Raw genomic sequence first — 24926 nt, 5'->3', positions numbered from 1 at the left:
CTTCGGTCATTCGCCGATAAGCCGTATCAGATCGCGTTCGAGTACCGGGAGATGCTGTTTCAGCGTGCTCCAGATTATCTCGACGTCCACCGCGAAATAGCCGTGTGAGATCTGATTGCGCATGGCGTGCAGGGTGCGCCATCGGATTTCGGGGTGGCTTGCGGCAAAAGCGGGATCGCCTTGTTCGACGTTGTGAGCGGCTTCTCCGATAATTTTGAGATTACGGACGACGGCGTCGAGGGCCATCGGCGTGTCCTGGAGCGATTGTGCCGAGTGGCCTTCCGTGTAGCTGCGAATGCGCCTGATTGCTTCCAGGATGTGCCCGAGGTAATCCGGCGTGCGCAGGTCGTGTTTCTTCATACCGGCTTTGCCTTTGCGATGGCGCGCGCGCGGATCTTTTCGGGCAGCCCCTTCGGCGTGAGCACATCGACAGGCACGCCCAGCAGCGCTTCCAGCCGCAACTGGATGCGCGCGAGGTCGAACAGGGAAGTCTCCGGCGTGGGATCGACGAGCAGATCGAGATCGCTGCCTTCCTCATCTTCGTCACGCGCCGACGAGCCGAACACGCGCACGTTCGTCGCGTGATGGCTCGCGACGATCTCCCGGATTTCGGCGCGATGCGCGCGCAAGGCTTCGGACGGTTTCATGGTGGCTCCACGTTTCCCGGGCGGCGGTTGGCCCCGTTTCACGAGCAACCGATTCTACGCGAGTCCCGCGTCCGCCAACCCCTCGGCCGAACGGTCGACCCCTGTGCAAATTGCCGCGCCGCCCCAAATCAGTACAATACCTCGCGAATCCCGTTTGCCGCGCCGCTGCCCGCGCGGCGAGCATGCCAGTTCATCCCGTTGTTTCGTTTCGCTTTTTTTGAAAACTCAACGCGTTGTCCACGCAGATGTCCACAGGACCTGTGGACAACCGCGCGGCAACCCGACGGACCACCATGTCTACGAAGAAGTCAAACGCTACCTATAGCGAAGCGTCGATCAAGGTGCTCAAGGGCCTCGAGCCGGTCCGGCAGCGGCCGGGCATGTACACCCGCACCGAAAATCCGCTGCACATCATCCAGGAAGTCATCGACAACGCCTCGGACGAAGCCCTCGGCGGCTTCGGCCGCCGCATCACGGTGACGCTGCACGCGGACCAGTCCGTCTCCGTCGAAGACGACGGCCGCGGCATCCCGTTCGGCCTGCACCCCGAAGAGAAGGTGCCGGTCGTCGAAATCGTCTATACCCGCCTGCATGCGGGCGGCAAGTTCGACAAGGCCGCCGGCGGCGCCTACACGTTCTCGGGCGGTCTGCACGGCGTGGGCGTCTCGGTCACGAATGCGCTTTCCACACGCCTCGACGTGACCGTGTGGCGTGACGGCAAGGTCGCCGAGATCGGCTTCGCCAACGGCGACGTCGTCAGGCCGCTCGCCGTGCGCAATGCCGCGCGCGACGAGAAGAAGACCGGCACGCGCGTCACCGCCTCGCCCGATCCGAAGTACTTCGACTCGCCCAATCTGCCGTTCGGCGAACTGCAGCGCCTCTTGCGCTCGAAGGCCGTGCTGCTGCCCGGCGTCGAGGTCGAGCTCGTCAACGAGAAGACGGGCGAGCGCCAGAGCTGGAAGTACGAAGACGGCCTGCGCGGCTATCTGCTCGAAGGCATGGGCGGCAGCGAACTGCTGATCCCGCTCTTCGAAGGCGAACGGTACGCCGACGCACGCACGGCCGACGACACCTTCGCCGAAGGCGAGGGCGCTACCTGGGTCGTCGCATGGACCGAGGAAGGGCCGCTCACGCGCGAGTCGTATGTGAACCTCATTCCCACGCCGGCGGGCGGCACGCACGAAAGCGGCTTGCGCGACGGTTTGTTTCAGGCTGTGAAAAGCTTCGTCGAACTGCACAATCTTCAGCCCAAAGGCGTGAAGCTGCTGCCCGAAGACGTGTTTGCGCGCGTCTCGTTCGTGCTCTCCGCGAAGGTGCTCGATCCGCAGTTCCAGGGGCAGATCAAGGAGCGCCTGAACAGCCGCGACGCCGTGAAGCTCGTTTCGTCGTTCTCGCGTCCCGCGCTGGAGTTGTGGCTCAACCAGCACGTCGAGCACGGCAAGAAGCTCGCCGACCTCGTCATCAAGCAGGCCCAGGCGCGCACGCGCGCGGGCCAGAAGGTGGAAAAGCGCAAGAGTTCGGGCGTGGCCGTGCTGCCCGGCAAGCTTACCGACTGCGAATCGACCGATATCGCGCGCAACGAACTCTTCCTCGTGGAGGGCGATTCGGCGGGCGGTTCCGCGAAGATGGGCCGCGACAAGGAATATCAGGCCATCCTGCCGTTGCGCGGCAAGGTGCTGAACACGTGGGAAACCGAGCGCGACCGTCTCTTCGCCAACAACGAAGTGCACGACATTTCGGTGGCGATCGGCGTCGATCCGCACAGCCCCGACGAGACCGTCGATCTCGCGAATCTGCGTTACGGCAAGATCTGCATTCTCTCGGACGCAGACGTGGATGGTTCGCATATCCAGGTGTTGCTGCTCACGCTCTTCTTCAAGCACTTCCCGCAGCTGATCGAGCGCGGCCACGTGTGCGTGGCGCGCCCGCCGCTGTTCCGTGTGGATGCGCCCGCGCGCGGCAAGAAGCCTGCGCAGAAGCTCTACGCGCTCGACGAAGGCGAACTCGAAGCGATCCTCGACAAGCTGCGCAAGGACGGCGTGCGCGAGACGCAATGGTCGATCAGCCGCTTCAAGGGCTTGGGCGAAATGAGCGCCGAGCAGCTCTGGGACACGACCATGAACCCGGACACGCGACGCCTCTCGCCCGTTGCGCTCGGCGACCTCGACTACGAGGCCACCGTCGCGCGCATGACGATGCTGATGGGCAAGGGCGAAGCGGCGTCGCGTCGCTCGTGGCTCGAAGAGAAGGGCAACGAAGTCGAAGCGGACATCTGACGCCCCCCGATAAGAATACGGATTGATTGAACATGGACGATCTTTTTGCTGAAGTGACCGGCGGCGCCGAAGGCGACACGCTCACGCTCGGCCACTACGCGGAGCGCGCGTACCTCGACTACGCGGTGAGCGTGGTGAAGGGCCGCGCGCTGCCCGACGTCTGCGACGGCCAGAAGCCGGTGCAGCGACGCATTCTCTTCGCGATGAACGAGATGGGGCTTGGCGACAACGCCAAGCCTGTGAAGTCGGCGCGCGTGGTGGGCGACGTGCTCGGTAAATACCACCCGCACGGCGACCAGTCGGCGTACGACGCGCTCGTGCGTCTCGCGCAGGACTTCTCGATGCGCTACCCGCTCATCGACGGCCAGGGCAACTTCGGCTCGCGCGACGGCGACGGCGCGGCGGCGATGCGGTACACCGAAGCGCGCCTCACGCCCATCGCGAAGCTCTTGCTCGACGAAATCGACATGGGCACCGTCGATTTCATGCCGAACTACGACGGCTCGTTCCAGGAGCCGAAGACGCTGCCCGCGCGCCTGCCGATGCTGCTGCTCAACGGCGCCTCGGGTATCGCGGTGGGTCTCGCCACGGAAATCCCGTCGCACAACCTGCGCGAAGTCGCGGCGGCGGCGGTGGCGATGATCCGTAATCCGAAGATCACGCACGCCGAGCTGATGGAGAAGGTGCCGGGGCCGGACTTTCCGGGCGGCGGCCAGATCATTTCGAGCGAGGCGGAAATCGCGGCGGCCTATGAAACGGGCCGCGGCAGCCTGAAGGTGCGCGCGCGCTGGAAGATCGAGGATCTCGCGCGCGGCCAGTGGCAACTGGTGGTCACGGAGCTGCCGCCGAACACCTCGAGCCAGAAGGTGCTGGAAGAGATCGAGGAACTGACCAATCCGAAGCTCAAGCTCGGCAAGAAGACGCTCACGCCCGAGCAACTGCAGAGCAAGCAGACCATGCTCGCGCTGCTCGACGCCGTGCGCGACGAGTCGGGCAAGGACGCGCCCGTGCGCATCGTGTTCGAGCCGAAGACGAGCCGCATCGACCAGGGCGAGTTCGTCAATTCGCTGCTCGCCAACACGAGCCTCGAATCGAATGCGTCGCTGAACCTCGTGATGATCGGCGCCGACGGCCGTCCGCGTCAGAAGGGCATCAGCGAGATTCTGGGCGAGTGGATCGGTTTCCGCTTCGCGACGGTCACGCGCCGCACGCAGCACCGCCTGACCAAGGTCGACGACCGCATCCATATTCTCGAAGGGCGGATGATCGTCTTCCTCAATATCGACGAGGTGATCCGCATCATCCGCGAGTCGGACGAGCCGAAGGCCGCGCTCATGAGCGCGTTCGGCCTCTCCGAGCGCCAGGCCGAGGACATTCTCGAAATCCGTCTGCGTCAGTTGGCGCGGCTGGAGAAGATCAAGATCGAGAAGGAGCTCGAAGAGCTGCGCGACGAGAAGTCGAAGCTCGAAGAGCTGCTCGCGAACGAGTCGTCGATGAAGCGCCTCATCGTGAAGGAGATCGAAGGCGACGCGAAGCAGTACGGCGACGACCGCCGCACGCTGATCCAGCAGGAAAAGCGCGCCAGTTTCGAAGTGCGCGTGGTGGACGAACCCGTCACCGTGGTCGTTTCGCAGAAGGGTTGGGTGCGGGCGCTGAAGGGCCACGGGCTCGACCCGCAGGGCTTCACGTTCAAGGCCGGCGACGGCCTCTATGCCACCTTCCTGTGCCGCACGCCCGACACGCTGATCGCGTGGGGCAGCAACGGCCGCGTCTATTCGGTCGCGGTTGGACAACTGCCGGGCGGGCGCGGCGACGGCGTGCCGGTGACTTCGCTCATCGAGCTCGAAGCGGGCACACACCTGCTGCACTACTTCGCCGCGAACGCCGAGCAGCAACTGCTGCTCGCGTCGAGCAACGGCTTCGGCTTTATCGCGAAGATCGGCGACATGGTGAGCCGCGTGAAGGCGGGCAAGGCGTTCATGACCATCGACGAGGGCGCCTTGCCGCTCGCGCCGATGCCCATGCTGCCGGGCGCGATCCAGGTGGCGTGTCTTTCGTCGGGCGGGCGTCTGCTCGTGTTCGGCCTCGACGAGATGAAGACGCTTTCGGCCGGCGGTCGTGGCGTCATACTGATGCAGCTCGAAGACAACGAAAAGCTCGTGCAGGCGCTCGCGATCAGCGCGGCCGGCGTGGTGCTGATCGGTACGGGCCGCGGCGGCAAACCGGGCGAGGACCTGATGGCGGGCGCGGTGCTCGCGCCGCAGATCGGCAAGCGTGCCCGCAAGGGCCGCACGCCGGATTCGAAGCTCAAGCAGGTCGTGGCGTTGCGTCCGGTGTTGCCGCAGTAAGGCGCGGGGCAGGACGGTGAATGGCCGAAAAAGCAGCCACAAAGGCGCGCACGTCCGGTGCGCGCCTTTGTGCCGCATGGAATAATCGCGCGCAGACTGGCATTGCGGGCACGTGCCTTGCGCTGCGCCGCCTCTCCACACATACAGGAATCTGAAGCATGGGCCACGCGATCGAAGTCGCGCTTTTCTTGCATTTGCTGGCTGTCGCCGTCTGGGTGGGCGGCATGGTGTTCGCGCACTTCTGCTTGCGACCGGCGCTCGAAGATCTTTCGCCACAACTGCGGTTGCCGCTCTGGGAGTCGGTGTTCGGCCGCTTCTTCAACTGGGTGGCGGGCGCGGTGCTCGTCATTCTGGTCACCGGCGGTTTCCTGCTCATGCAGTTCGGCGGCGGCCACGCCACCTGGCAACTGCATACGATGGCGGGGCTCGGCGTGCTGATGATGCTGATTTACGGCCACCTCCGTTTCGCGGTCTTTCCGCGCATTCGCCGCGCCGTGCAGTCGCAGCGCTGGCCCGACGGCGCGCGTGCCGTGGGCACCGTGCGCCGGCTCGTGCTCGTCAATCTCGTGCTGGGCATCGTGACGATCGGCGTCGCGGTGATGTCGCGCGGGTTCTGAAGCCGGACGGCGTTACCTGGTCAAAGCCTCTCGGCCAGCGCATGGCGCTGCATGCAGCGCTCCATCGCATCGAAGAAGGCCACTTCGGCCGCATTCATCTTGCGCTCGCGATGCCACAGCAGGTGGATATCGACATCCGCGAGCCCGTCTTCCGGCGGCAGCCGCCACAGCCGCTGCCGCGCCAGATCGTCCCGCACCGCATGTTCGGGCAGGCAGCCGATGCCGTAGCCCGCATAGATGAGCCGCCGCACCTCGTCGAGACTCGGCGAAGACGCCACGATACGCCCCGTGAAGCCGCGCTGGTCGCGAAACACCGTGAGCGGCGAGAGGCTGTCGCCAATCTGGTCGCTCGTGAACGACACGAAGTTTTCGGCGAGCAGGTCTTCCATCGTCAGTTGAGACAGGCCGAAGAGCCGGTGATGGCGTCCGCAGAAAATGGCGTAGCGCTGCCGCAGGAATAGCCGCCGCTCCAGCTTCTCCACGGGCGTGCGGCACAGGCTCAGGCCCGCTGTCGCCGTCTTTTGCAGTACCGACGAAATGATGTCCGACGAGCGCATGACTTCGATCTGCAGGTCGATGCGCGGGTAGGCGACGTGAAATTCCGCGAGGAATTCGTCATAGACGCGCGATTCGATGCGGCTCACCGTGAGGAGCCGGATCGAGCCGGTGATGTCGGCGGTCCGTTCGTCGAGTTCGGTTTCGAGGCGCGAGATGTTGCCGTAGATGTCGCTCGCGATGCGATAGACCTCCTCGCCGGCCTGGGTCGGCACGAACTGGGCGCCGCGCCGCTCGATCAGCTTGCGCTCCAGCGCGTCTTCGAGGCGCTTGAGCGCCTGGCTCACGGCGGGCTGCGTCACGAAAAGACGCGCCGCGGCGCGGCTCAGGCTGCGCTCCTGCATGATCACGAGGTAGGTGCGCAACAGGTTCCAGTCGAGCCGGTCGTTGAGAAATCGGGTCGGTTCTGCTCGCATGGCGGCGGCTCTCCGTCATAGGTATTAGCCAAATTTATGCACGAAATAATAACGCGAAATTTGACTAATGTTTTGTGGCCGGCGATAAACCTTGCACGCGCATATCGCGTGAGACGCCACACGACACACGAGGAGACGCCCCATGAACCCAGCCCAACCGGCGGCCGCCACCCGCCAGCCCGTGCGCGCCGCCGCCGCGGCATTTATCGGCACGATGATCGAGTGGTATGACTTCTACATCTACGCCACTGCGGCCGCTTTGGTCTTCGGCGAACTCTACTTCCCGTCCGAGGACCGCTTCGTCAGCACGATGGCCTCGTTCGCCACGTTCGCCGTCGGCTTCTTCGCACGGCCGCTCGGCGGGCTGATCTTCGGCCACCTGGGCGACCGCATCGGCCGCAAGAAGGCGCTCATGACCACGCTCATGATGATGGGCGTCGCGACGGTCTGCGTCGGCCTGCTGCCTTCATATGCGAGCGTCGGCATGCTCGCGCCGGTGCTGCTCATCCTGCTGCGCGTCGTGCAGGGCATCGCGGTGGGCGGCGAGTGGGGCGGCGCCGTGCTGATGGCGGGCGAGCATGCGCCGCAAGGCCGCCGCACCTTCTTCGCCTCGTTCGCGCAACTCGGTTCGCCCGCGGGCCTGATCCTGTCGCTGCTCGCGTTTCGCGCCGTCACCTCGCTCGACAAGGCCGCGTTCCTCTCGTGGGGCTGGCGTCTGCCGTTCCTCGTTTCGTCCGTGCTGCTCGTGGTCGGCATCGTGATCCGGCTCGGCGTGAACGAATCGCCCGAGTTTGCGCAACTGAAGGACCAGCGCCGCACGGTCAAGCTGCCGATTGCCGAGGTATTCCACTCCGCGTGGGGCCTCGTGCTGCTCTGCATCGGCGCGAACACCATCGGCATCGCGGGCGTGTACTTCACGAACACCTTCATGATCGCGTACACGACGCAGTACGTCGGCATCACGCGTTCGATGATCCTCGACTGCCTCTTCGTCGTCGCCATCATCCAGTTTCTCTTGCAGCCCGTTGCCGCGTGGCTCGCGGAGCGCTTGGGCGGCGCGCGCTTCCTGAAGTGGGCGGCCATGGCGGCGATGCTCTCGCCGTACCCGATGTTCGCGCTCGTGGAGAGCGGCCGGGTCGTGCCGATGGTGATCGGCATTGCGCTCGCCGTGGTCTGCATGGCCAGCTTCTACTCGGTGATCGCGGGCTTCGTCTCCGGCGTGTTTCCCACGCGCGTGCGCTACTCCGCCATTTCGCTCTCGTACCAGGTGTGCGGCGCGGTGGCGGGCGGGCTCACGCCGCTCGTCGGGACATGGCTCGCGCATCGCTATGCGGGGCAGTGGTGGCCGCTTGCCGTGTTCTATACGTGTCTCGCGGGCGTGTCGCTCTTGTGCATCGTCGCGCTGGACGCGCGTCGTGTAGCAGAGGCGCACGACGGGGCAGCGACAGGCGCGGTGAGTTCGCGCGGATGAATCGATGTGTTCGACCAGTAGGGATGTGATGATGAAAGAGCTATTGCAGGTTGATGGCGCGCGCCTGTGGGCGAGCCTGATGGAGATGGCGAAGATCGGCGCGACCCGGGGCGGCGGCGTGCGCCGCCTTGCGCTGACCGACGAGGACCGACGCGGCCGCGAGTTGTTCGCGCGCTGGTGCCGCGAGGCGGGAATGAGCGTGTGGACCGACGAGGCGGGCAACCTGTTTGCGCGCCGCGAGGGCACGGACCCGGACGCGGCGCCAGTGCTGATGGGCAGCCATCTCGACACGCAGCCCGAAGGCGGCCGCTTCGACGGCGTCTATGGCGTGCTGGCCGCGCTCGAAGTGGTGCGCGCGCTGAACGACGCGGGCGCTACGACGCAAAAGCCCATCGAAATCTGTTCGTGGACCAACGAGGAAGGGGCGCGCTTCACGCCGGCGATGCTCGGCTCGGCGGTCTTTGCGGGTGCGATGCCGCTTGCCGATGCGCTGGCGCGCGAAGACGCCGACGGCGTGACGCTGGGCGAGGCGCTCGACGCATGCGGCGCACGCGGCACGCGCGCGGCGACGGGCGTGCCGGTCGACGCGTACTTCGAGGCGCACATCGAGCAGGGACCGGTGCTTGAAGCGAACGGCACGACCATCGGCGTGGTGACGGGCGGCCAGGCGATCCGCTGGTTCGACGTGACGGTGACGGGCGTGGCCGCGCACGCGGGCACGACGCCGATGCGCTATCGCAAGGACGCGTTCTTCGGTGCTGCCCAGATGGCGCTCGAAATCGAGCGCGTGATGGCGCGCTACGCGCCGCTCGGTCTCGTGACGATCGGGCAGGTGCAGATTGCAAACTCGTCGCGCAACACGATTGCGGCGAACCTCACGTTCACCGTCGATATCCGCCACCCCGACGACGCCCAGCTCGACGCCATGGAGCGCGATCTGCGCGCGGCGTGCGCGACGGCGGCCGCGGCGCGCGGCCTCGACGCGGTGATCGCGCATTGCTGGACGAGCCCGGCCACGCCGTTCGATGCCGAATGTGTGGGCCTCGTGGTTCAAGCGGTGACGACGCTCGGGCTTTCGAACGAGCGTATCGTGAGCGGCGCGGGCCACGACGCGATCCATCTCGCGCGCTATTGCCCGACGGCCATGGTATTCATTCCGTGCGTGGACGGCCTCTCGCACAACGAGGCCGAGGACGCGCTGCCCGAAGACGTCACGGCGGGCGCGAACGTGCTGCTCAATGCGGTGGCCGCGCGCGCGGGTGTGTACATTGCCGCAGCCGCCAAGGCATGAGAAAGGAGTCCTGAGCATGCTGACCTGGTTTCACCCCGAACAACTGCTGCACCACCCGCGCAGCTATCTCTCGCGCGGCCAGATGCGCGAGCCGCAGGAAGTGCCCGAGCGCGCGGCGCGGCTCGTGGCGGCGGCGCACTCGCTCGGCTTCGAGGTGCATGAGCCCGCCGACTTCGGCACGGCGCCCATCGCGGCCGTGCACGACATGAGCTACCTGCGCTTCCTCGAAGAGGCGCACGGCGAATGGAAGCGCATGCCCGAGGACTGGGGCGACGAAGTGATGTCGAACATTTACGTGCGCGATCCGAATCCGCTGCGTGGCGTGCTCGCGCAGGCCGCGCGCTACCTCGCGGACGGCAGTTGTCCGGTGGGCGCGAACACATGGCGCTCGGCGTACTGGTCGGCGCAGAGCGCGCTCGCGGCGGCGGCCACGGTCAAGGACGGCGCGGGCGCGAGCTATGCGCTCAGCCGTCCGCCCGGCCATCATGCGCGCGCCGACGCCGCGGGCGGCTTCTGCTACCTGAACAACGCGGCCATCGCTGCGCAGTCGCTGAGGGAGCGCTTTAGCCGTGTGGCGATCCTCGATACGGACATGCATCACGGCCAGGGCGTGCAGGAGATTTTTTACGGCCGCGACGACGTGCTGTACGTCTCGATCCACGGCGATCCGACGAACTTCTATCCGGTGGTGGCCGGCTATGAGGACGAGCGCGGCGAGGGCGCGGGCGAGGGCTACAACGTCAATTTTCCGATGCCGCACGGCGCCTCCGAGGACGCGTTCTTCGAGCGCGTGGAGGCAGCGCTGCGCGTGCTCAAGCGCTTCGAGCCCGACGCGATCGTGCTCGCGTTGGGCTTCGATATCTACAAGGACGATCCGCAGTCGAAGGTGGCCGTGAGCACCGAAGGCTTCGGGCGTCTAGGCGCGGTGATCGGCGCGCTCGGCCAGCCTTGCGTGATCGTGCAGGAAGGGGGCTATCACCTGGCGAGCCTCGAAGACAACGCGCGGGCGTTCTTCGGAGGTTTCACGCGCGCGCAGGCCCGCTGACGCACACTGAGCGACGCAACGGCCGCGCGCCGCCTTCAGCGCGGCTGAGACGCGTCGCTCACGTGCTCGCCATGCTCGGCCGTGCCGGCGGCGTGCGCCATGCCGCATACGCCGAAGCGCTCGATCAGCGCGGGCACGCCTTCCACCGGCACGGGGCGCGAGAACAGGAAGCCTTGTGCCTCGATCGGACCGAGCGCCGCGAGCCAAGCAATCTGCTCCTCGGTCTCCGTGCCTTCCACGACCACCGTGAGGCCGAGCGAGCGCGCGAGATTCACGATCGCCGAGACCATCACGCACACGCTGCGGTCGGCGGGAATGGCCTGCACGAACGAGCGGTCCACCTTGAGCGTATCCACGGCGAAGCGGTTCAGATAGGAGAGCGAAGAGTAGCCCGTGCCGAAATCGTCGAGCGCCACGCGCACGCCCAGGCGCTTGAGCGCGAAGATCTTTTCGGAGACGAGCTCGGGGTACTCCATCATCGCGGTCTCGGTGATCTCCAGTTCGAGGTGATGCGCGGCGATGCCCGTTTCCTCGATGGCGTGCGCAACCGTCTCGTAGAGGTCGCCGCGCCAGAACTGCACGGCCGAGATGTTGACGGCCAGCGAGAGGGTTTCGTACCCCTGCTGCTGCCACTGCGCGAGCTGCGCACAGGCCGTGCGGATCACGAAGTCGCCCACCGGCACCATGAGCCCGGTCGATTCGGCCACTGGAATGAATTCGCTTGCCGGAATGAGCCCGTACTGCGGATGGTTCCAGCGCACGAGCGCCTCGAAGCCCGTAATGCAGCGGCGCCGCAGATCGATCTTCGGCTGATAGGCAAGGAACAGTTGCCCTTCGGCCAGCGCCACGCGCAACTGCTGCTCCCACTTCATCAAATGGTCGGCGCGGTGCGCGAGCTGCGGCGAGTAGAAGCGGAAGCAGTTGCGGCCCGCTTCCTTCGCGGCGTACATCGCGAGGTCGGCCTTCTTCAGCAGGTCGATCTCGCTTTCGTGCGCCACCGCGAAGAGCGCGATGCCCGTGCTCGCGTGCAGCACGAACGCGCTGCCGCGCACGTCGAACGGATGCGTGAACGCGAGGTTGGTGGCCTCCGCGAGCGAGATCGCGCGCTTCTCGATGTCGTCGCCTTTCACGATGACCACGAACTCGTCGCCGCCGATGCGCGCGAGCGTGCCGCCCGCGCCCACGGCGTCCGCGAGGCGCGCCGCGCTCATCTGCAGCACGATGTCGCCGGCGTTGTGGCCGAGCGTGTCGTTGACGGTCTTGAAGTTGTCGAGGTCGATGAAGAGGATCGCGAGGCGCCCGAGATTGCCGGGCTGCGAGACTTCGTGGCGCAGCCGCTGCAGCGTGGCATAGCGGTTGGGCAGGCCTGTGAGCAGGTCGTACTGCACGAGTTGCGACATCTCGCGCTCGCGTCCCAGCAGCTTGCCGATCAACCCCGTCGCAACGGCGAAGAATGACAGCATGGCGAGCGAGATGAACGTCGCCATCATCAGGTAGACGTCGCGCGTGTGGTTGTAGTCGGCGAACTGCTCGGCTTGCGAGAGCCCCACGAGCACGCCTAGCGGATAACCGTCGATGTGACGGTACGAGACGATGCGCGTGACGTGGTCGATCGGATCGACATAGGTGCCCGAGACGTGCTCGGCGATCGGATAGATGCCGCTGGCCGAGAAAGCCCCGTTCGCGCGTTCGGCGCTGCCGGTACGGCGTGCGAGCACGGTGCCCGTGTCCGAGATCACGGCGATCACACCGTCGCGGCCGATGGCCGCGTTGTTGTAGAAGTCGCTCGTGAAGTAGCCCGGGTCCTCCGAAACCACCACGACGCCCGCGAACGAACCGTCGGGATGATTGAGGCGGCGCGTCATCTGCAGCGTCCAGCGTCCCGACACGCGCCCAAGCACCGGCTTGCTGATGTAGAGCTGGTCGTCGTTCTCGTGCTCGTGCACGCGGAAGTGGTCGCGGTCGGAGAGGTTGATCGGCTTCGGATGCGGATCGCTGGTGTTGGCGACGAGCTTGCCGTGCTCGTCGATGATCGATACCTGCACGAGCGAGTCGCTCTGCACGACGCCCTTTTCGACCGTGGTCGCGAGATCGAACGTTTCGGGTGACTTCTCGTACTCGTACTTCACGAACCGCGTGATCTGGTCGACCTGGTGGATCGCCTTGACGGTGTGCTGTTCGAGCCCTGCCGACAGGATGGCTGCCGAGGCGGTAGCCTCGCGCAGGGTCGCTTCCTTTTCGACCGAAAGCCGCATGAAGATCACGGCCCACAGCAGGAGCAGCACGAGCACGCCGAGGAGCGGAATGGCCAGCAGCGTCCGCGGGCGCGTGAAGGCCGGGCCGGACGTATCGCGCAGGCTCGGGTCGCGGGAGAACGGTCGCCGGGCGGTGCTCATCGTGCCCGCCGCACGCATGATTCGCCATGCCGCGGGTGCGGCGGCCGGGACGGCAACGAGGCGCTCGGTTTCATGGGCGGCATGCTATGCGGGACGGCTGAGAGAGTGGCGCGCAGGATGCACGCGGAAATGGACACGGCGGGGCCTTCCGGCACCCGATATTCCGATATTAATGGTTGGGCAATGTTTAAGGAAGCACCGCCTCCCCGGGTATACACGAATCGTGTTACCCGGCGCTCACATCGCCTATCTGGCGAGCATAGATGCGGGTTCGCGCATAAATCTTGCACCTTGCGCGGAGGGGAAGCCGTGCCGCCTCTTGGGGCGGCACGGTCAGGAGTGCGATCAGGGGAGGCGGCAGGAGCCGTCGATGACGCTCACCGATGCGCCGCCGATCCAGATCCGGCCGGCGGCATCGTCGTAGTCGACCGAGACGCGGCCGTCGCGCCCCATCGCGGTGCCCTGGCGCACCGTATAGTGCGCGCCCGGGCGCAGGTTCTGCTGCTGCAGAAGCAGGGCGATCGCGGCATTGGCACTCCCCGTGACGGGGTCTTCGCCCTTGCCGAGGCCCGTCATCAGGCAGCGGACCTCGAACGTGGCGGGGCCGCCCGCCGCGTGCGGGCCGTAGGCCGCGATGCCACGTGCGCCCACGCTTTCGGCTATCGTCGTGAACGCTTGCAGATCGGGGTCGAGGGCGAGCACGGCTTCGGCCGAGGCGAAGCGCACGACGAGCCACGGCGCGCCGTTGTCGGCGGCGCAGGGGGCTGCCTCGAAGTCGATGGCGTCCGAGCGCAGCGCGGTGCGCAGGGCGTCGTAGCGGTCCGCGGGCAGCGGCGTCACGCGCGCGGGCGGGGCTGCGAAGGCCCAGCGCACCGGCGTGTCGTCATTGGGGTGATCGTCGCGGCCTTGTTCGGCCAGTTCGACGAGACCGGCGCCGCATTGCTGCACGAGGCGGCCGGGCGTTTTCGGCTGATGGTCGCTTTCGAGCAACGCGTGCGCCGTGCCTAGCGTCGGGTGTCCGGCGAACGGCAGCTCGCCGCGCGTCGTGAAGATGCGCACGCGATAGTCGGCGCGCGGATCGGTCGGGGCGAGCAGGAAACTCGTTTCGGAGAGGTTGGTCCAGCGCGCGATGGCCTGCATCTGCGCGGTATCGAGTCCGTCGGCGTCGAACACGACGGCGAGCGGGTTGCCCTTGAACGGCACCGACGTGAACACGTCGACCTGTTTGAAGCGGACGCTGCGTTGGGACATGGCGGGGAGTCTCGGGGGAGGAGGAACGCGCGCAGGCCGCCTCGGGCAAGGCGGCCTGCGCGTTGGGGCGGGGCGGGTTGCCGGCGCCGCCGGCGGCCGATGCGGCCGTGCGCTTATTCGACTTCGGCGATCAGCTCGATTTCGACGCACGCGCCGAGCGGGATCTGCGCGACGCCGAACGCCGAACGGGCATGCTTGCCCTTCTCGCCGAAGACGTCGGCGATCAGCTCCGAGGCGCCGTTCGTGACGAGGTGCTGCTCGGTGAAGGTGAGCGTCGAGTTGACGAGGCTCATCAGCTTGACGATGCGCTTGACCTTGTTGAGGTCGCCCGTGTGGGTGTGCAGCGTGGCGAGCAGGTCGATGGCGATGGCGCGCGCGGCGGCCTTGCCTTCCTCGGTGTCGAGCGTGTCGCCGAGCTTGCCGGCCCACACCTTGCCGTCCTTCTTGGCGATGTGACCGGACAGGTACACGGTGTTGCCGCTCTGTGCGCTCATCACGTACGCCGCGGCGGGTGCGCCCGCTTGCGGCAGTTCGATGCCGAGCTGTTCGAGACGGTCGTAAATGTTGATGTCAGCCATGGTCAGGAGTCCTCGTGGGAGAGAAAAAACAAGGGAAATCGGATGCGCCTCGCCGTTAGCCGCGCGCGCGAATCAGCGCGCCGAGCTTCGCGACGCCTTCGTCGATCTTCGCGGGCGGCACGGTGACGAACGAGAGACGCAGCATATTGTGCCGCGCTTCGTTTGCAAAGAACGGCGCGCCGGGCACGAAGGCCACGTTCTGCGCGATCGCGTCTTCGAGCAGCTTCATGCTGTCGATGTGCGCGGGCAGGTTGACCCAGATGAACATGCCGCCCTCGGGGCGGTTCCAGCTCACGCCCTCGGGCATGTAGCGCGTCAATGCCCCGTGCATCGCCTCGCACTGGCTGCGATAGAGCGCGCGGATGGTCGGCACGTGCGTGTCGAGAAAGCCGTCTTTCACGACCTCGTGGACGATGCGCTGCGTGAAGCTCGGCGTGTGCAGGTCGCTTGCCTGCTTGGCCTGCACGAGCTTGAAGTGCAGCGCCTCGGGTGCGATCACGTAGCCCACGCGCAGGCCCGGCGCGAGCACCTTCGAGAACGAGCCCAGATACACGATGTGCTCGGGGGCCATCGAGAGCAGCGTCGGCAGCGGCTCGCCCGCGTAGTCGAGCGCGCCGTAGGGATCGTCCTCGACGACGGGGAACGGTGCGCGCAAAGCGTAGTCCGCGAGCGCCTCGCGGCGCGCGAGCGGCAGGCGGCGGCCGGTCGGGTTCTGGAAGCTGGGGATCGTGTAGAGCAGGCGCGCGCCGGCCGTCAGTTCGGGCGTGAGCGCTTCGGGCACGAGACCGAGATCGTCGGTGGGCACCTGCACGTAGCGCGGCTCGTAAAGCGAGAAGGACTGCAGCGCGCCCAGGTAGGTGGGCGTTTCGACCAGCACCGGGCTCTCCGGCGAGACGAGCACCTTGCCGAGCAGATCCAGCGCCTGCTGCGAGCCCGTGGTGATGAGCACCTGCGACGGACGGATCTTCGCGCCGCCCACCGAATGGCGCTCGGCCACCCATTCGCGCAGCGGCAGGTAGCCCTCGGTCGCGCTGTACTGAAGCGCGCCGGCCGGGTTGTCGCGCAGGATACGGTCGGAGGCGGCGCGCATGGCCTCGGCCGGGAAGGTGGCCGGCGAGGGCAGGCCGCCCGCGAAGGAGATGACCTCGGGGCGTTCGGTGACCTTCAGGATTTCGCGAATGGCCGAACTGGTCAGCTTGATGGCGCGCTCGGACAGTTGCCAGCCGCGGGCGGCTTGAAGTTCGCTGTGGTCCATGAAGTCTCCTTTTTTCAGGTGAACGGATGAAACGCCAGGTTGGGCACGGCGCCACACCGCGCCGCCGGAAAATTTTCGAATATGACGCGTCTCGCAGGACGGCCCTTATCCGCCGTCAAGCGGCCCGTACGGGCTGCGGCGCGGTCTGGATCGCGGCGCGGCGGCCCAGCATCACGGTGAGAATCACGGCCGCCGCGTAGAGCCACGCCGAAGGGGCCACCTGCTCGCCGAACAGCAGTACCGAGAACGCCATCGTGAAGAAGATCTGCAGCAACTGCACCTGGCCCACGCGCGCGGTGCCGCCCATGGCGAGGCCCGCGTACCAGGCGAAGAAGCCGATGAACTGCGAGAACAGCGTGACATAGCCGAATGCGAGCCAGGTCTTGAGCGCGACGGGGCCGGGATGCGCGAGATGGTGTTCCCAGGCGAGCCAGCCGACCGGCAGCGCGAGAAACGGCGCCGAGAGCACGAGCGCCCAGCAGATCACCTGCCAGCCGCCGAGTTGCCGCGCGAGGCGCGCGCCTTCGGCATAGCCGAGCGCGCCGAGGCCGACCGCGACGAGCATCCACGCGTCACCGGCATGGAGCGAGCCGCCGCCCGCCTGCAGCGCGAACGCGATGACGAGTGCGCTGCCTGCGAGCGCGCTGGCCCAGAACGCCTTCGAGGGCCGCTCGTGCGAGAGCCAGGCGGCATAGATGGCGACGGCGAGCGGCTGCAGGCCGTTGACGATTGCGCCATGCGAGGCGGGCACGCTCTTCATGGCCCACGCGGAGAACACGGGGTAGGCCACGATCACGCCGAGGGAGACCACGGCGAGGCTCTTCACCTGCGGCCAGGTGGGCCGCTTTTCGCGGCGCCAGGCGAGCAGGGCGGCAGCCGGTACGGACGCAACGAGGGCGCGCCCGAGGCCGTTGAGCAGCGGGTGGAATTCGAGGACGACGATGCGCGTCATCGGCAGCGTGAGGCTGAAGATCACGACGCCGACGAGGCCGAGCAGCATGCCCTGGGTTTCGCGTGCTTTCATTATGGGTGTTCGGTATGGAGGGCCGCCGGGCACGGATACAGGCGACGGGCCGAAGACCACGAGCCCGACGGGGTTTCGACCGGATCCTTACCGGTACGCACGCCGATAAATGTACCGGTATGGACGCTGACAGTAACGGTACAATCGGTCCGATAGTGTTCGGTACAGTTTGGAGCCGCCATGTCCTCCGTTCCGCTCGACCAGATTCCGGCGCCGCACGACGCGGCCACGCTCACCCTCGTCGACCAGCTCGTGCAGTGGGGCCGCCGCCGCATCGAGGAGCGCGTGTTCCGTCCCGGTATGCGCATGCCGTCGATCCGCAAGCTCGCGCTCGACAAGGGCGTGTCGCGCTTCACGGTCGTCGAGGCCTACGAGCGCCTCGTCGCGCAGGGCTATCTCGATTCGCGGCGCGGCTCCGGATTTTACGTGCGCGAGCGGCTTGCCACGGTGGCTTCGGTCGAGCGGCGCGCCGCCGCCGGCAGCGGTGCGGTCAACGGCGCACCCGAACCGGCTGCGCCGCCGCCTCCACCCACGCTCGACGTGGTCTGGCTGCTGCGCAACATGCTGCACTCGTCGGTGAATCCCGAGAAGAAGCCCGGACTGGGCTACCTGCCCGCGCGCTGGCTGGAAGGCGATCTGATTACGGGGGCGCTGCGTTCGCTCGGGCGCCAGAGCGGCACGCAGATGCTCGGCTTCGGCTCGCCGCAGGGTTTCCTGCCGCTGCGCCAGCAGTTGCAGACGCGCCTCGCCGAGCTCGAGATCGGCGCCTCGCCCGACCAGATCGTGCTGGTCTCCGGCGTCACCCAGGCCATCGACCTGCTCGCCCGCCTCTACGTGGAGGCGGGCGACACCGTGGTGGTGGGCGATCCGGCCTGGTTCCAGATGTTCGGGCGCTTCGCCTCGCAGGGCGCACGGCTCGTGGGCATGCCCTACACCCCGGAAGGGCCGGATCTGGACGCGCTGGAGGCGCTGGTCGAGACGTGGCGGCCGAAGATGCTCGTCATCAACTCCGTGCTGCAGAACCCCACCGGCACGTCGCTCACGGCCGCGCAGGCGTTTCGCATCCTGCGTCTGGCCGAGCAGTACGATTTCATCGTCGTCGAAGACGACATCTATGGCGATCTTTGCCCGCCGGGCTATCCCGCCACGCGTCTCGCGAGCCTCGACCAGTTGCGCCGCGTGATCTACCTCGGCAGCTTTTCGAAGACGCTCGCGCCCAATCTGCGGGTGGGATTCATCGCGTCGCGGCTCGACGTCACCCAGGCGGTGACCGACCAGAAGATGCTCGTCGGCATGACGAGCCCCGAGCTGAACGAGCGCGTGGTCTACCGGGTGCTGACCGAAGGCCACTACCGGCGCCATGTGGAGCGCCTGCGCGCGCGCCTCGACGGCGTGCGCGACAAGGCCGCGCGGATGCTGGAGCGCACGGGCATGCGCCTGTTCGTGGCGCCGGGAGCCGGCATGTTCCTCTGGGCCGATACCGGCGTCGACGCCGATGCGCTCTCCGCCGCCGGTCATGAAGCGGGTTTTTTGCTCACGCCGGGCAGCCTCTTCTCCCCGCACCAGTCGCCCACCACGTGGATGCGCTTTAACGTGGCCAACTGCGGCGATCCGGCGCTGTCCGCGTTTCTCGCGAGCTACCTGGACGGCGTGGCGCGCCGCGGCACGGGCACCGGCCCTTGAAAGTCGCCGGGCCGTCCCCATCTGCGCGGTCGGCGCGCCATAGACGGCGCGAAAGCCATCCCATCCGCATTGCAACGAAACCACGAACGAGGACCTTATGGCCCAGGAAACGATGAGCTTCCAGGCGGAAGTGAAGCAGCTTCTGCATCTGATGATCCATTCGCTTTACAGCAACAAGGAAATCTTCCTGCGCGAACTGATCTCCAACGCGTCGGACGCAGCGGACAAGCTGCGTTTCGAGGCGATCGAGAACAGCGCGCTCTATGAGAACGATCCGAACCTGCGTATCCGCGTGGGTTTTGACAAGGCCGCGCGCACGATCACGATCGACGACAACGGCATCGGCATGAGCCACGACGAAGCCGTTTCGAATCTCGGCACGATCGCGCGCTCGGGCACGAAGGAGTTCTTCGGCAAGCTCTCCGGCGACCAGCAGAAGGACGCGGCGCTGATCGGCCAGTTCGGCGTGGGCTTCTATTCGGGCTTCATCGTCGCGGACAAGATCACCGTCGAGACCCGCCGCGCCGGCCTCTCGGCCGCGCAGGGCGTGCGCTGGGAAAGCGCGGGCGAGGGCGACTTCTCGGTCGAGACGATCGAGCGCGCCCAGCGCGGCACGACGATCACGCTGCATCTGCGCGAGGGCGAGGACGAATTGCTCTCCGCATGGAAGATCAAATCGATCATCCAGAAGTATTCGGATCACGTCGGCCTGCCCATCGAGATGAAGCAGGAAGAATGGGACGCCGAAAAGAGCGAGATGGTCACGAAGGACGAGTACGAGACCATCAACCAGGCGAGCGCGCTGTGGACGCGCGCGAAGAACGACATCAGCGACGAGCAGTACCAGCAGTTCTACCAGCATCTCGCGCACGACCACGAGAATCCGCTCGCGTGGACGCATAACCGCGTGGAGGGCCGCAGCGAGTACACGCAGCTGCTCTACGTGCCCGCGCATGCGCCGTTCGACCTGTGGAACCGCGATCACAAGAGCGGCCTGAAGCTCTACGTGAAGCGCGTCTTCATCATGGACGATGCCGAGCAGTTGCTGCCGAACTACCTGCGCTTCGTGAAGGGCGTGGTGGATTCGAGCGACCTGCCGCTCAACGTCTCGCGTGAAATCCTGCAGGAAAGCCGCGACGTCAAGGCGATTCGCGACGGCGTGACCAAGCGCGTGCTCTCGATGCTCGAAGAGCTGGCTTCGGCGCAAACCGACGCCGAAGCGAAGGAAGAGGACAAGGCGAAGTACAAGACGTTCTGGACGGAGTTCGGCCAGGTGCTCAAGGAAGGCATTGGCGAGGATCATGCCAATCGCGAACGCGTGGCGAAGCTTGCGCGCTTCGCGTCCACGCACAACGACACGGCCGAGCAGAGCGTTTCGCTCGCCGACTACGTTGCGCGCATGAAGCCCGAGCAGACGAAGATCTACTACGTCACGGCGGACACGTGGCAGGCGGCGACACACAGTCCGCATCTCGAAGTGTTCCGCAAGAAGGGCGTGGAAGTGCTGCTCCTCACCGACCGCGTGGACGAATGGATGCTCTCGTTCCTCACCGAGTTCGAAGGCAAGCCGCTTGCGAGCGTGGCGCGCGGCGACCTCGACCTGGGTGCGCTCAACGACGAAGAAAAGCAGCAGCAGGAGAAGGTGAGCGAAGACCTCAAGCCGCTCGTCGAAAAGATGAAGGAAGCGCTCAAGGACAAGGCGAAGGACGTGCGCCTCACGTTCCGCCTCACCGATTCGCCCTCGTGCCTCGTAGCCGACGAGGGCGAAATGAGCGGTTACCTGCAGCGCATGCTGAAGGCGGCGGGCCAGAATGCGCCCGAGTTCCATCCGATTCTCGAAGTGAACCCGGAACATCCGCTCGTGAAGGCGCTTTCGGCGGACCGCGCCGATTTTGCCGACTGGTGCCATCTGCTCTTCGATCAGGCGCTGCTGGCCGAAGGCGGTGCGCTGGAAGATCCGGCGAGCTTCGTCAAGCGCACGAACGCGCTGCTGCTCGCGCGTTGATGGACAAGGCCGCCATGCAGTCGGCCCGCTCGGCGTAGGACTCTCTCAACCCCTTGCGGCATGCTGTGCCCCGAGGGGTTTTCTTTTGCGCGCGAGCGGGCGCCGCGTTTGGGGCGGGGCCTATAATGCGCGCCATGTCCATTCGATTCGATGCCGCCGACGCGCACTGGCGCGTCGCGCCCTTGCCGGCCTTCAGTTCCAATCAGAAAGACTGGCTCACCCGCGGGGGGTCGCTGACCGCGCATCTGCGTACGTTAGGCCAGGTGGAGGTGCGCGTGACGCGCGAAGCGGTCGACCTGCCCTGGCCCGACGAGCGCGCGGCGCTCGGACTCGCGCCGCGCGAGCGGGCATGGGTGCGCGAAATCGCGCTCGTGGTGGATGGAGTGCCGTTCGTGGCCGCGCACAGCGCAACGCCACTCGCCGCGAGCCACGGCGTCTGGCAGGCCATGCGCAGCCTGCGCACGCGGCCGCTCGCGGAACTGCTCTACAGCGATAGCGGCGTGGCGCGCTCGGCGCTCGTGAGCCGGCGCGTCAGTGCGCGGCATCCGCTGCATGACCTCGCGGCGCGGCAGACGGCGGGGCATGCACCGCACGCATTCTTTGCCCGGCGTTCGGTGTTCGAGCGGCACGGCGCGCCTTTGCTCGTGACGGAATGCATGCTGCCCGCGCTGTGGCTGCACCTGGACGGCGTCGCCGCGAGCGGTACGCGCGCCGTCCATCTGGGGCGCGAACGCGGCCCGCTCGACCATACCGCTTCGCGTGCGCATGCAGCGCAACGCGAGCATCCTGTGCCGCGCTGAATTTGCGCGGCTTTTTGCCCATGACGTTCAAACGCTCCTTTCCGCCCGTCGTCGACGACGAGACGCGCGTACTGATCCTCGGCAGCCTGCCGGGCGAAGCGTCGCTCGCGCAGCAGCAGTATTACGCGCACAAGCAGAACCGCTTCTGGCATTTGATCGGCGACGTGATCGGCGAGGACCTGCCGGCAATGGAATACGCGCAGCGACTCCAGGCGTTGCTCGCGCATCGCGTCGGCTTGTGGGACGTCATTGCAGAGGCGCGTCGCGAAGGCAGTCTCGACAGCCGGATTCGCGATCACGCCGCGAACGATCTTGCGGCGCTCGTGACCTCGCTGCCGAATCTCGCGGCGGTGGCGTTCAACGGTGGCACGGCGGCCAGGCTCGGCATGCTGGCGCTGGCGGAATGCGGCAGGCCGCTCGATTTCGTCAGACTGCCTTCGAGCAGTCCGGCCTATGCGGCCGTGCCTTATGCCGGAAAGCTGCGTGTGTGGGAGGAATTGCGCAGGTGGCTCGCGCCGGCGCGCGCTTAGGGTTACGTTTAGGGGCGTTTAGGGGCGTGCCTCGGCCCGCACTTCGGACTACGCAGTCAGGCGGCGAATACGACCTCGATATGTCCTTCGGCTTCCGAATGACGGTCCGGGCCAACGACGATGCGCACATCGCGCCCGAGCTTCGCAAGACATTCCAGCATCTTCGTTTCGCTCACGCCGCGAAACTGCCCGCGCAGCATGTTCGAGAGCTTGGGTTGCGTCATGCCCAGCACCCTTGCGGCCTGCTGCTGAGTCCATTTCCGCGCGTGGATGATCTCCCGGATCTTGGTGGCGAGCTGCGCCTTGACGAGCATTTCGTCGGCGTTGGGGATATCCAGATCGGCATAGACATTGTCGCTGCCGCGTTCGATTTCGATCATTTCACTTCTCCTTTCGCATGCGCTTCGGCTGCCTTGATACGCTCGCGAACCAGGTCCATGTCGGGCTTGGGTGTCACGATGCCGTAACGAGATTTCTTCTGGAAACAGTGCAGCACGTATACGGCATTACCCAGCTTCACCGTGTAGACGGCGCGGTACGTGCCGCTCTCCGCCCACTCGACCACTTCGAGTACGCCAGCCGATCCGGAGCCCTTCAACGGCTTCGCCCGATCATGCTTTCGTCCCGTTTGGGCCAGATGCAATGCATAGCCGAACGTGTCTTGTACCGATTCGGGCATCGCTTTCAAGTCCTTGCGCGCAGTGCCGAGCCAGTAGAGGGGTTGGATGTCCTGTTTCATCGACTAATTTATACCTATTTGTGTATAATCGCAAGAGATGTGCGCAAAAGACATGACCGCGCGCAGGGTTGACGTGCAGGCTGCAGGGAGACGGCCATGAAGTCGTCAGGAATGCTTGTTTTCATGAATGCCGAACCCTGCGGCGCCGTGCTCCGTATTTTTCTTTTGGTCGAAGCAGGCGGGAAGTCGGCCACCGGATATATGACGTTTCGCCGAGCCTGCTATTTGCGAGGCCTGCGCCGCCGCGTTAGCATGCTGTGGCATGCGTTGCTGCACGCACAACGATCCCCGGGGAGAGGAGACGACAGTGAACGGGAAACGCCGGCTTCTAACCGCTGTCCCAGCCGCACTCGCACTGACGCTGGGTGCCTGCGCATCCGAAGAGGCATCGTCGACGGGTCCTCACCATTGGCTCACGCCCGAGCAAGTGACACAGCGCTGCCTCGCCTACGTTGCGACGCCCGGCTTCGCGGCACCGACCGAAACCACGCTGAGCGCGCCGCAATGGCGACGCTACGTGGCCTGCAAGATCGAAAGCAATCTGCACGCACGGAGCCGCAAGCTGACCGGCGACCCCGTGGCAGTCGTCACAATCCGCGTCGCGCCGGACGGCGCGATTACCTCGGTGGCGCTGGCCGGCACGAGCGGCAGCGACGAATGGGACGAAGCCGCCCGGCGCGCGATCGACGCCGCTTCGCCTCTGCCGGCCGTACCGCCCTCCCTGCATGTCTCGCGGGTGGACATGCATTTCCGGCCCGCGAAGATCGACCCCATTGCGCTGAAAGAAGGCGTGCCGGCAATCGACGGAACGAATGCAGGCGCGGGGCTCACAGGCGAGAGCCACTGGAGCGTGCATCATTGCAACACCGTTGGCTCCGCGACGGCGTGCAACTGAGCGAGCCGGTCGCCAGTTCCGTCGATGCCGCTTTGCGCCGGTATGAGCCGCTGCGAATGCTATGCTCTCGTCCGCCCGCTAATTTGCCTATCCAGCAAGAAGAATTTTCATGACGACTTTGATCAAACGCGCCTCGGCTGAAGCGCGCGCATTTCGCACCGCCCGCAACGCCGATTCCGCAGCCGCGCCGCGCGTGAAGGTCGACAAGGCCGCGAAGAACGCCGCTCGTGCGCGCCGCGCCGCCGAAGACCTCGAACACGCGCCGCTCATCGAAGCGCCGCGCAAGCCGCGTTTCGCGCCCGTGACGTTCTCGGAAGAGAGCGGCGTGCGCTATCTGCACTTCGGCACCGAGTGGGTGCAGGGTGCGATGCGCCTGAAGAAGCCGCATCATATCGAACTCGAATACGCGCAGCAGATGATGGCGTGGCTGCTGTTCCTCGCGACGCCGAAGCGCATCGTGCAACTCGGCCTCGGCGCCGCGGCGCTCACGAAGTTCGCGCATCAGTATCTGCGTCCCGCGAAGGTCGAGGCGATCGAGCTGAATCCGGCCGTGGTGGTGGCCGCCCGCACGATGTTCGAGTTGCCGCCCGACGACGCGCGCCTTGCCGTACGCGAGCTCGACGCATGGGACTTCGTGAACGACCGCGCGAACCACGGCACGATCGGCGCGCTGCAGATCGACGTTTACGACGCGACGGCGCGCGGCCCGGTGCTCGACAGCGTCGCGTTCTATCGCGCCGCGCGCGCGTGCCTGACGGATGCGGGCATCGCGACGATCAACCTGTTCGGCGATCACCCGAGCTTCGTGCGCAACATGAAGCGTCTGAATGAAGCGTTCGAGGGCCGCGTGATCGCGCTGCCCGAGGTGCACGACGGCAACCGCATCGCCGTTGCGTTCTCGGGCCCGACGCTCGAGGTCACGTGGGCCACGCTCGACAAGCGCGCGCGTGTGCTGGAAACCCGCCTCGGCCTGCCCGCGCATCAGTGGGTGAAGGCCCTGCGCGAAGCGAGCGGCCAGAAGGGCGAGACGTTCTCGATCTGAGATCGTCCCTCGGGAGGCTCCCGGATTGGGATCCCCCCGGCTTGACCCGGCGCCGTGCGCTC

At 66.3% G+C, this 24926-nt stretch carries 22 protein-coding genes; 12 read left to right on the top strand and 10 right to left on the bottom strand.

The window, feature by feature from the left end:
• Nucleotides 1-6: 6 nt before the first annotated feature.
• Both WJ542_RS16260 and WJ542_RS16255 read right to left on the bottom strand, forming a co-directional pair.
• Nucleotides 7-360 carry a HepT-like ribonuclease domain-containing protein gene (locus WJ542_RS16260; protein WP_411190268.1) on the bottom strand — a complete coding sequence of 118 codons (354 nt, stop codon included), beginning with the start codon at nucleotides 358-360 and terminating at the stop codon, nucleotides 7-9.
• The gene (locus WJ542_RS16255; protein WP_411190266.1) at nucleotides 357-647 is read right to left on the bottom strand and encodes a nucleotidyltransferase family protein; all 291 of its coding nucleotides are present in this window, start codon (nucleotides 645-647) and stop codon (nucleotides 357-359) included. Before WJ542_RS16255 ends, WJ542_RS16260 begins: the two co-directional genes overlap by 4 nt.
• 293 nt (nucleotides 648-940) lie before the next feature.
• On the opposite strand from WJ542_RS16255, the gene WJ542_RS16250 reads away from it, so the two are divergent.
• From WJ542_RS16250 to WJ542_RS16240, 3 genes are all read left to right on the top strand, one after another.
• Entirely contained in the window at nucleotides 941-2923 is a 1983-nt protein-coding gene (locus WJ542_RS16250; protein WP_411190264.1) for a DNA topoisomerase IV subunit B, read from the top strand.
• Nucleotides 2924-2955: 32 nt separating this feature from the next.
• Nucleotides 2956-5271: a DNA topoisomerase IV subunit A gene (gene parC, locus WJ542_RS16245; RefSeq protein WP_411190263.1), complete on the top strand. Its 2316-nt coding sequence runs from the start codon at nucleotides 2956-2958 to the stop codon at nucleotides 5269-5271.
• 158 nt (nucleotides 5272-5429) lie between these two features.
• A complete protein-coding gene (locus WJ542_RS16240; protein WP_411190261.1) occupies nucleotides 5430-5888 on the top strand; it encodes a CopD family protein in 459 nt (152 codons plus the stop codon).
• A 20-nt stretch (nucleotides 5889-5908) separates the two neighbouring features.
• On the opposite strand, the gene WJ542_RS16235 is transcribed toward WJ542_RS16240, so the two are convergent.
• Nucleotides 5909-6859 carry a LysR family transcriptional regulator gene (locus tag WJ542_RS16235; RefSeq protein WP_411190259.1) on the bottom strand — a complete coding sequence of 317 codons (951 nt, stop codon included), beginning with the start codon at nucleotides 6857-6859 and terminating at the stop codon, nucleotides 5909-5911.
• Nucleotides 6860-7001: 142 nt separating this feature from the next.
• On the opposite strand from WJ542_RS16235, the gene WJ542_RS16230 reads away from it, so the two are divergent.
• The 3 genes from WJ542_RS16230 to WJ542_RS16220 are packed head-to-tail and all read left to right on the top strand — an operon-like array spanning nucleotide 7002 to nucleotide 10666.
• On the top strand, nucleotides 7002-8330 hold the full coding sequence (locus WJ542_RS16230) for an MFS transporter (RefSeq protein WP_411190257.1): 1329 nt from the start codon (nucleotides 7002-7004) through the stop codon (nucleotides 8328-8330).
• A 31-nt stretch (nucleotides 8331-8361) separates the two neighbouring features.
• A complete protein-coding gene (locus tag WJ542_RS16225; RefSeq protein WP_411190587.1) occupies nucleotides 8362-9621 on the top strand; it encodes a Zn-dependent hydrolase in 1260 nt (419 codons plus the stop codon).
• A 16-nt stretch (nucleotides 9622-9637) separates the two neighbouring features.
• On the top strand, nucleotides 9638-10666 hold the full coding sequence (locus WJ542_RS16220) for a histone deacetylase family protein (RefSeq protein WP_411190255.1): 1029 nt from the start codon (nucleotides 9638-9640) through the stop codon (nucleotides 10664-10666).
• A gap of 35 nt (nucleotides 10667-10701) precedes the next feature.
• On the opposite strand, the gene WJ542_RS16215 is transcribed toward WJ542_RS16220, so the two are convergent.
• From WJ542_RS16215 to WJ542_RS16195, 5 genes are all read right to left on the bottom strand, one after another.
• On the bottom strand, nucleotides 10702-13062 hold the full coding sequence (locus WJ542_RS16215) for a bifunctional diguanylate cyclase/phosphodiesterase (RefSeq protein WP_411190253.1): 2361 nt from the start codon (nucleotides 13060-13062) through the stop codon (nucleotides 10702-10704).
• A gap of 345 nt (nucleotides 13063-13407) precedes the next feature.
• The gene (locus tag WJ542_RS16210) at nucleotides 13408-14313 is read right to left on the bottom strand and encodes a PhzF family phenazine biosynthesis protein (protein WP_411190251.1); all 906 of its coding nucleotides are present in this window, start codon (nucleotides 14311-14313) and stop codon (nucleotides 13408-13410) included.
• Between the two features lie 113 nt (nucleotides 14314-14426).
• On the bottom strand, nucleotides 14427-14891 hold the full coding sequence (locus tag WJ542_RS16205; protein ID WP_411190249.1) for a RidA family protein: 465 nt from the start codon (nucleotides 14889-14891) through the stop codon (nucleotides 14427-14429).
• Between the two features lie 55 nt (nucleotides 14892-14946).
• Nucleotides 14947-16146, bottom strand: a complete 1200-nt coding sequence (locus tag WJ542_RS16200; RefSeq protein ID WP_411190247.1) for an aminotransferase-like domain-containing protein — start codon at nucleotides 16144-16146, stop codon at nucleotides 14947-14949.
• A gap of 115 nt (nucleotides 16147-16261) precedes the next feature.
• A complete protein-coding gene (locus WJ542_RS16195; RefSeq protein WP_411190245.1) occupies nucleotides 16262-17170 on the bottom strand; it encodes a DMT family transporter in 909 nt (302 codons plus the stop codon).
• Nucleotides 17171-17350: 180 nt separating this feature from the next.
• Between WJ542_RS16195 and WJ542_RS16190 the strand changes: the two genes are divergently transcribed.
• The 4 genes from WJ542_RS16190 (at nucleotide 17351) to WJ542_RS16175 (ending at nucleotide 22188) form a co-directional block, all read left to right on the top strand.
• Complete coding sequence (locus WJ542_RS16190; protein ID WP_411190243.1) at nucleotides 17351-18853, top strand: aminotransferase-like domain-containing protein; 1503 nt, start codon at nucleotides 17351-17353, stop codon at nucleotides 18851-18853.
• Between the two features lie 97 nt (nucleotides 18854-18950).
• Nucleotides 18951-20858, top strand: a complete 1908-nt coding sequence (htpG, locus tag WJ542_RS16185) for a molecular chaperone HtpG (RefSeq protein WP_411190241.1) — start codon at nucleotides 18951-18953, stop codon at nucleotides 20856-20858.
• 134 nt (nucleotides 20859-20992) lie between these two features.
• A complete protein-coding gene (locus tag WJ542_RS16180; protein WP_411190240.1) occupies nucleotides 20993-21658 on the top strand; it encodes a chorismate--pyruvate lyase family protein in 666 nt (221 codons plus the stop codon).
• A gap of 20 nt (nucleotides 21659-21678) precedes the next feature.
• Entirely contained in the window at nucleotides 21679-22188 is a 510-nt protein-coding gene (locus WJ542_RS16175) for a DNA-deoxyinosine glycosylase (RefSeq protein WP_411190238.1), read from the top strand.
• A gap of 56 nt (nucleotides 22189-22244) precedes the next feature.
• Here the strand turns inward: WJ542_RS16175 and WJ542_RS16170 are convergent, their stop codons facing one another.
• Both WJ542_RS16170 and WJ542_RS16165 read right to left on the bottom strand, forming a co-directional pair.
• On the bottom strand, nucleotides 22245-22568 hold the full coding sequence (locus WJ542_RS16170; RefSeq protein WP_411190236.1) for a helix-turn-helix domain-containing protein: 324 nt from the start codon (nucleotides 22566-22568) through the stop codon (nucleotides 22245-22247).
• On the bottom strand, nucleotides 22565-22927 hold the full coding sequence (locus WJ542_RS16165; RefSeq protein ID WP_411190234.1) for a type II toxin-antitoxin system RelE/ParE family toxin: 363 nt from the start codon (nucleotides 22925-22927) through the stop codon (nucleotides 22565-22567). The genes WJ542_RS16170 and WJ542_RS16165 overlap by 4 nt, the downstream gene beginning before the upstream one ends.
• 307 nt (nucleotides 22928-23234) lie before the next feature.
• Here WJ542_RS16165 and WJ542_RS16160 point away from each other — a divergent pair, with 307 nt between their 5' ends.
• Nucleotides 23235-23822 (top strand): energy transducer TonB, encoded by a 588-nt coding sequence (locus tag WJ542_RS16160; protein ID WP_411190232.1) that lies wholly within the window; start codon nucleotides 23235-23237, stop codon nucleotides 23820-23822.
• Nucleotides 23823-23931: 109 nt separating this feature from the next.
• Entirely contained in the window at nucleotides 23932-24864 is a 933-nt protein-coding gene (locus WJ542_RS16155; protein WP_411190231.1) for a class I SAM-dependent methyltransferase, read from the top strand.
• Nucleotides 24865-24926: the final 62 nt, after the last annotated feature.

Source organism: Paraburkholderia yinzeri (assembly GCF_046581065.1).
In the GTDB taxonomy this organism is placed as follows: Bacteria; Pseudomonadota; Gammaproteobacteria; order Burkholderiales; family Burkholderiaceae; genus Paraburkholderia.
This window is presented reverse-complemented; position numbering and strand designations above follow the sequence as displayed.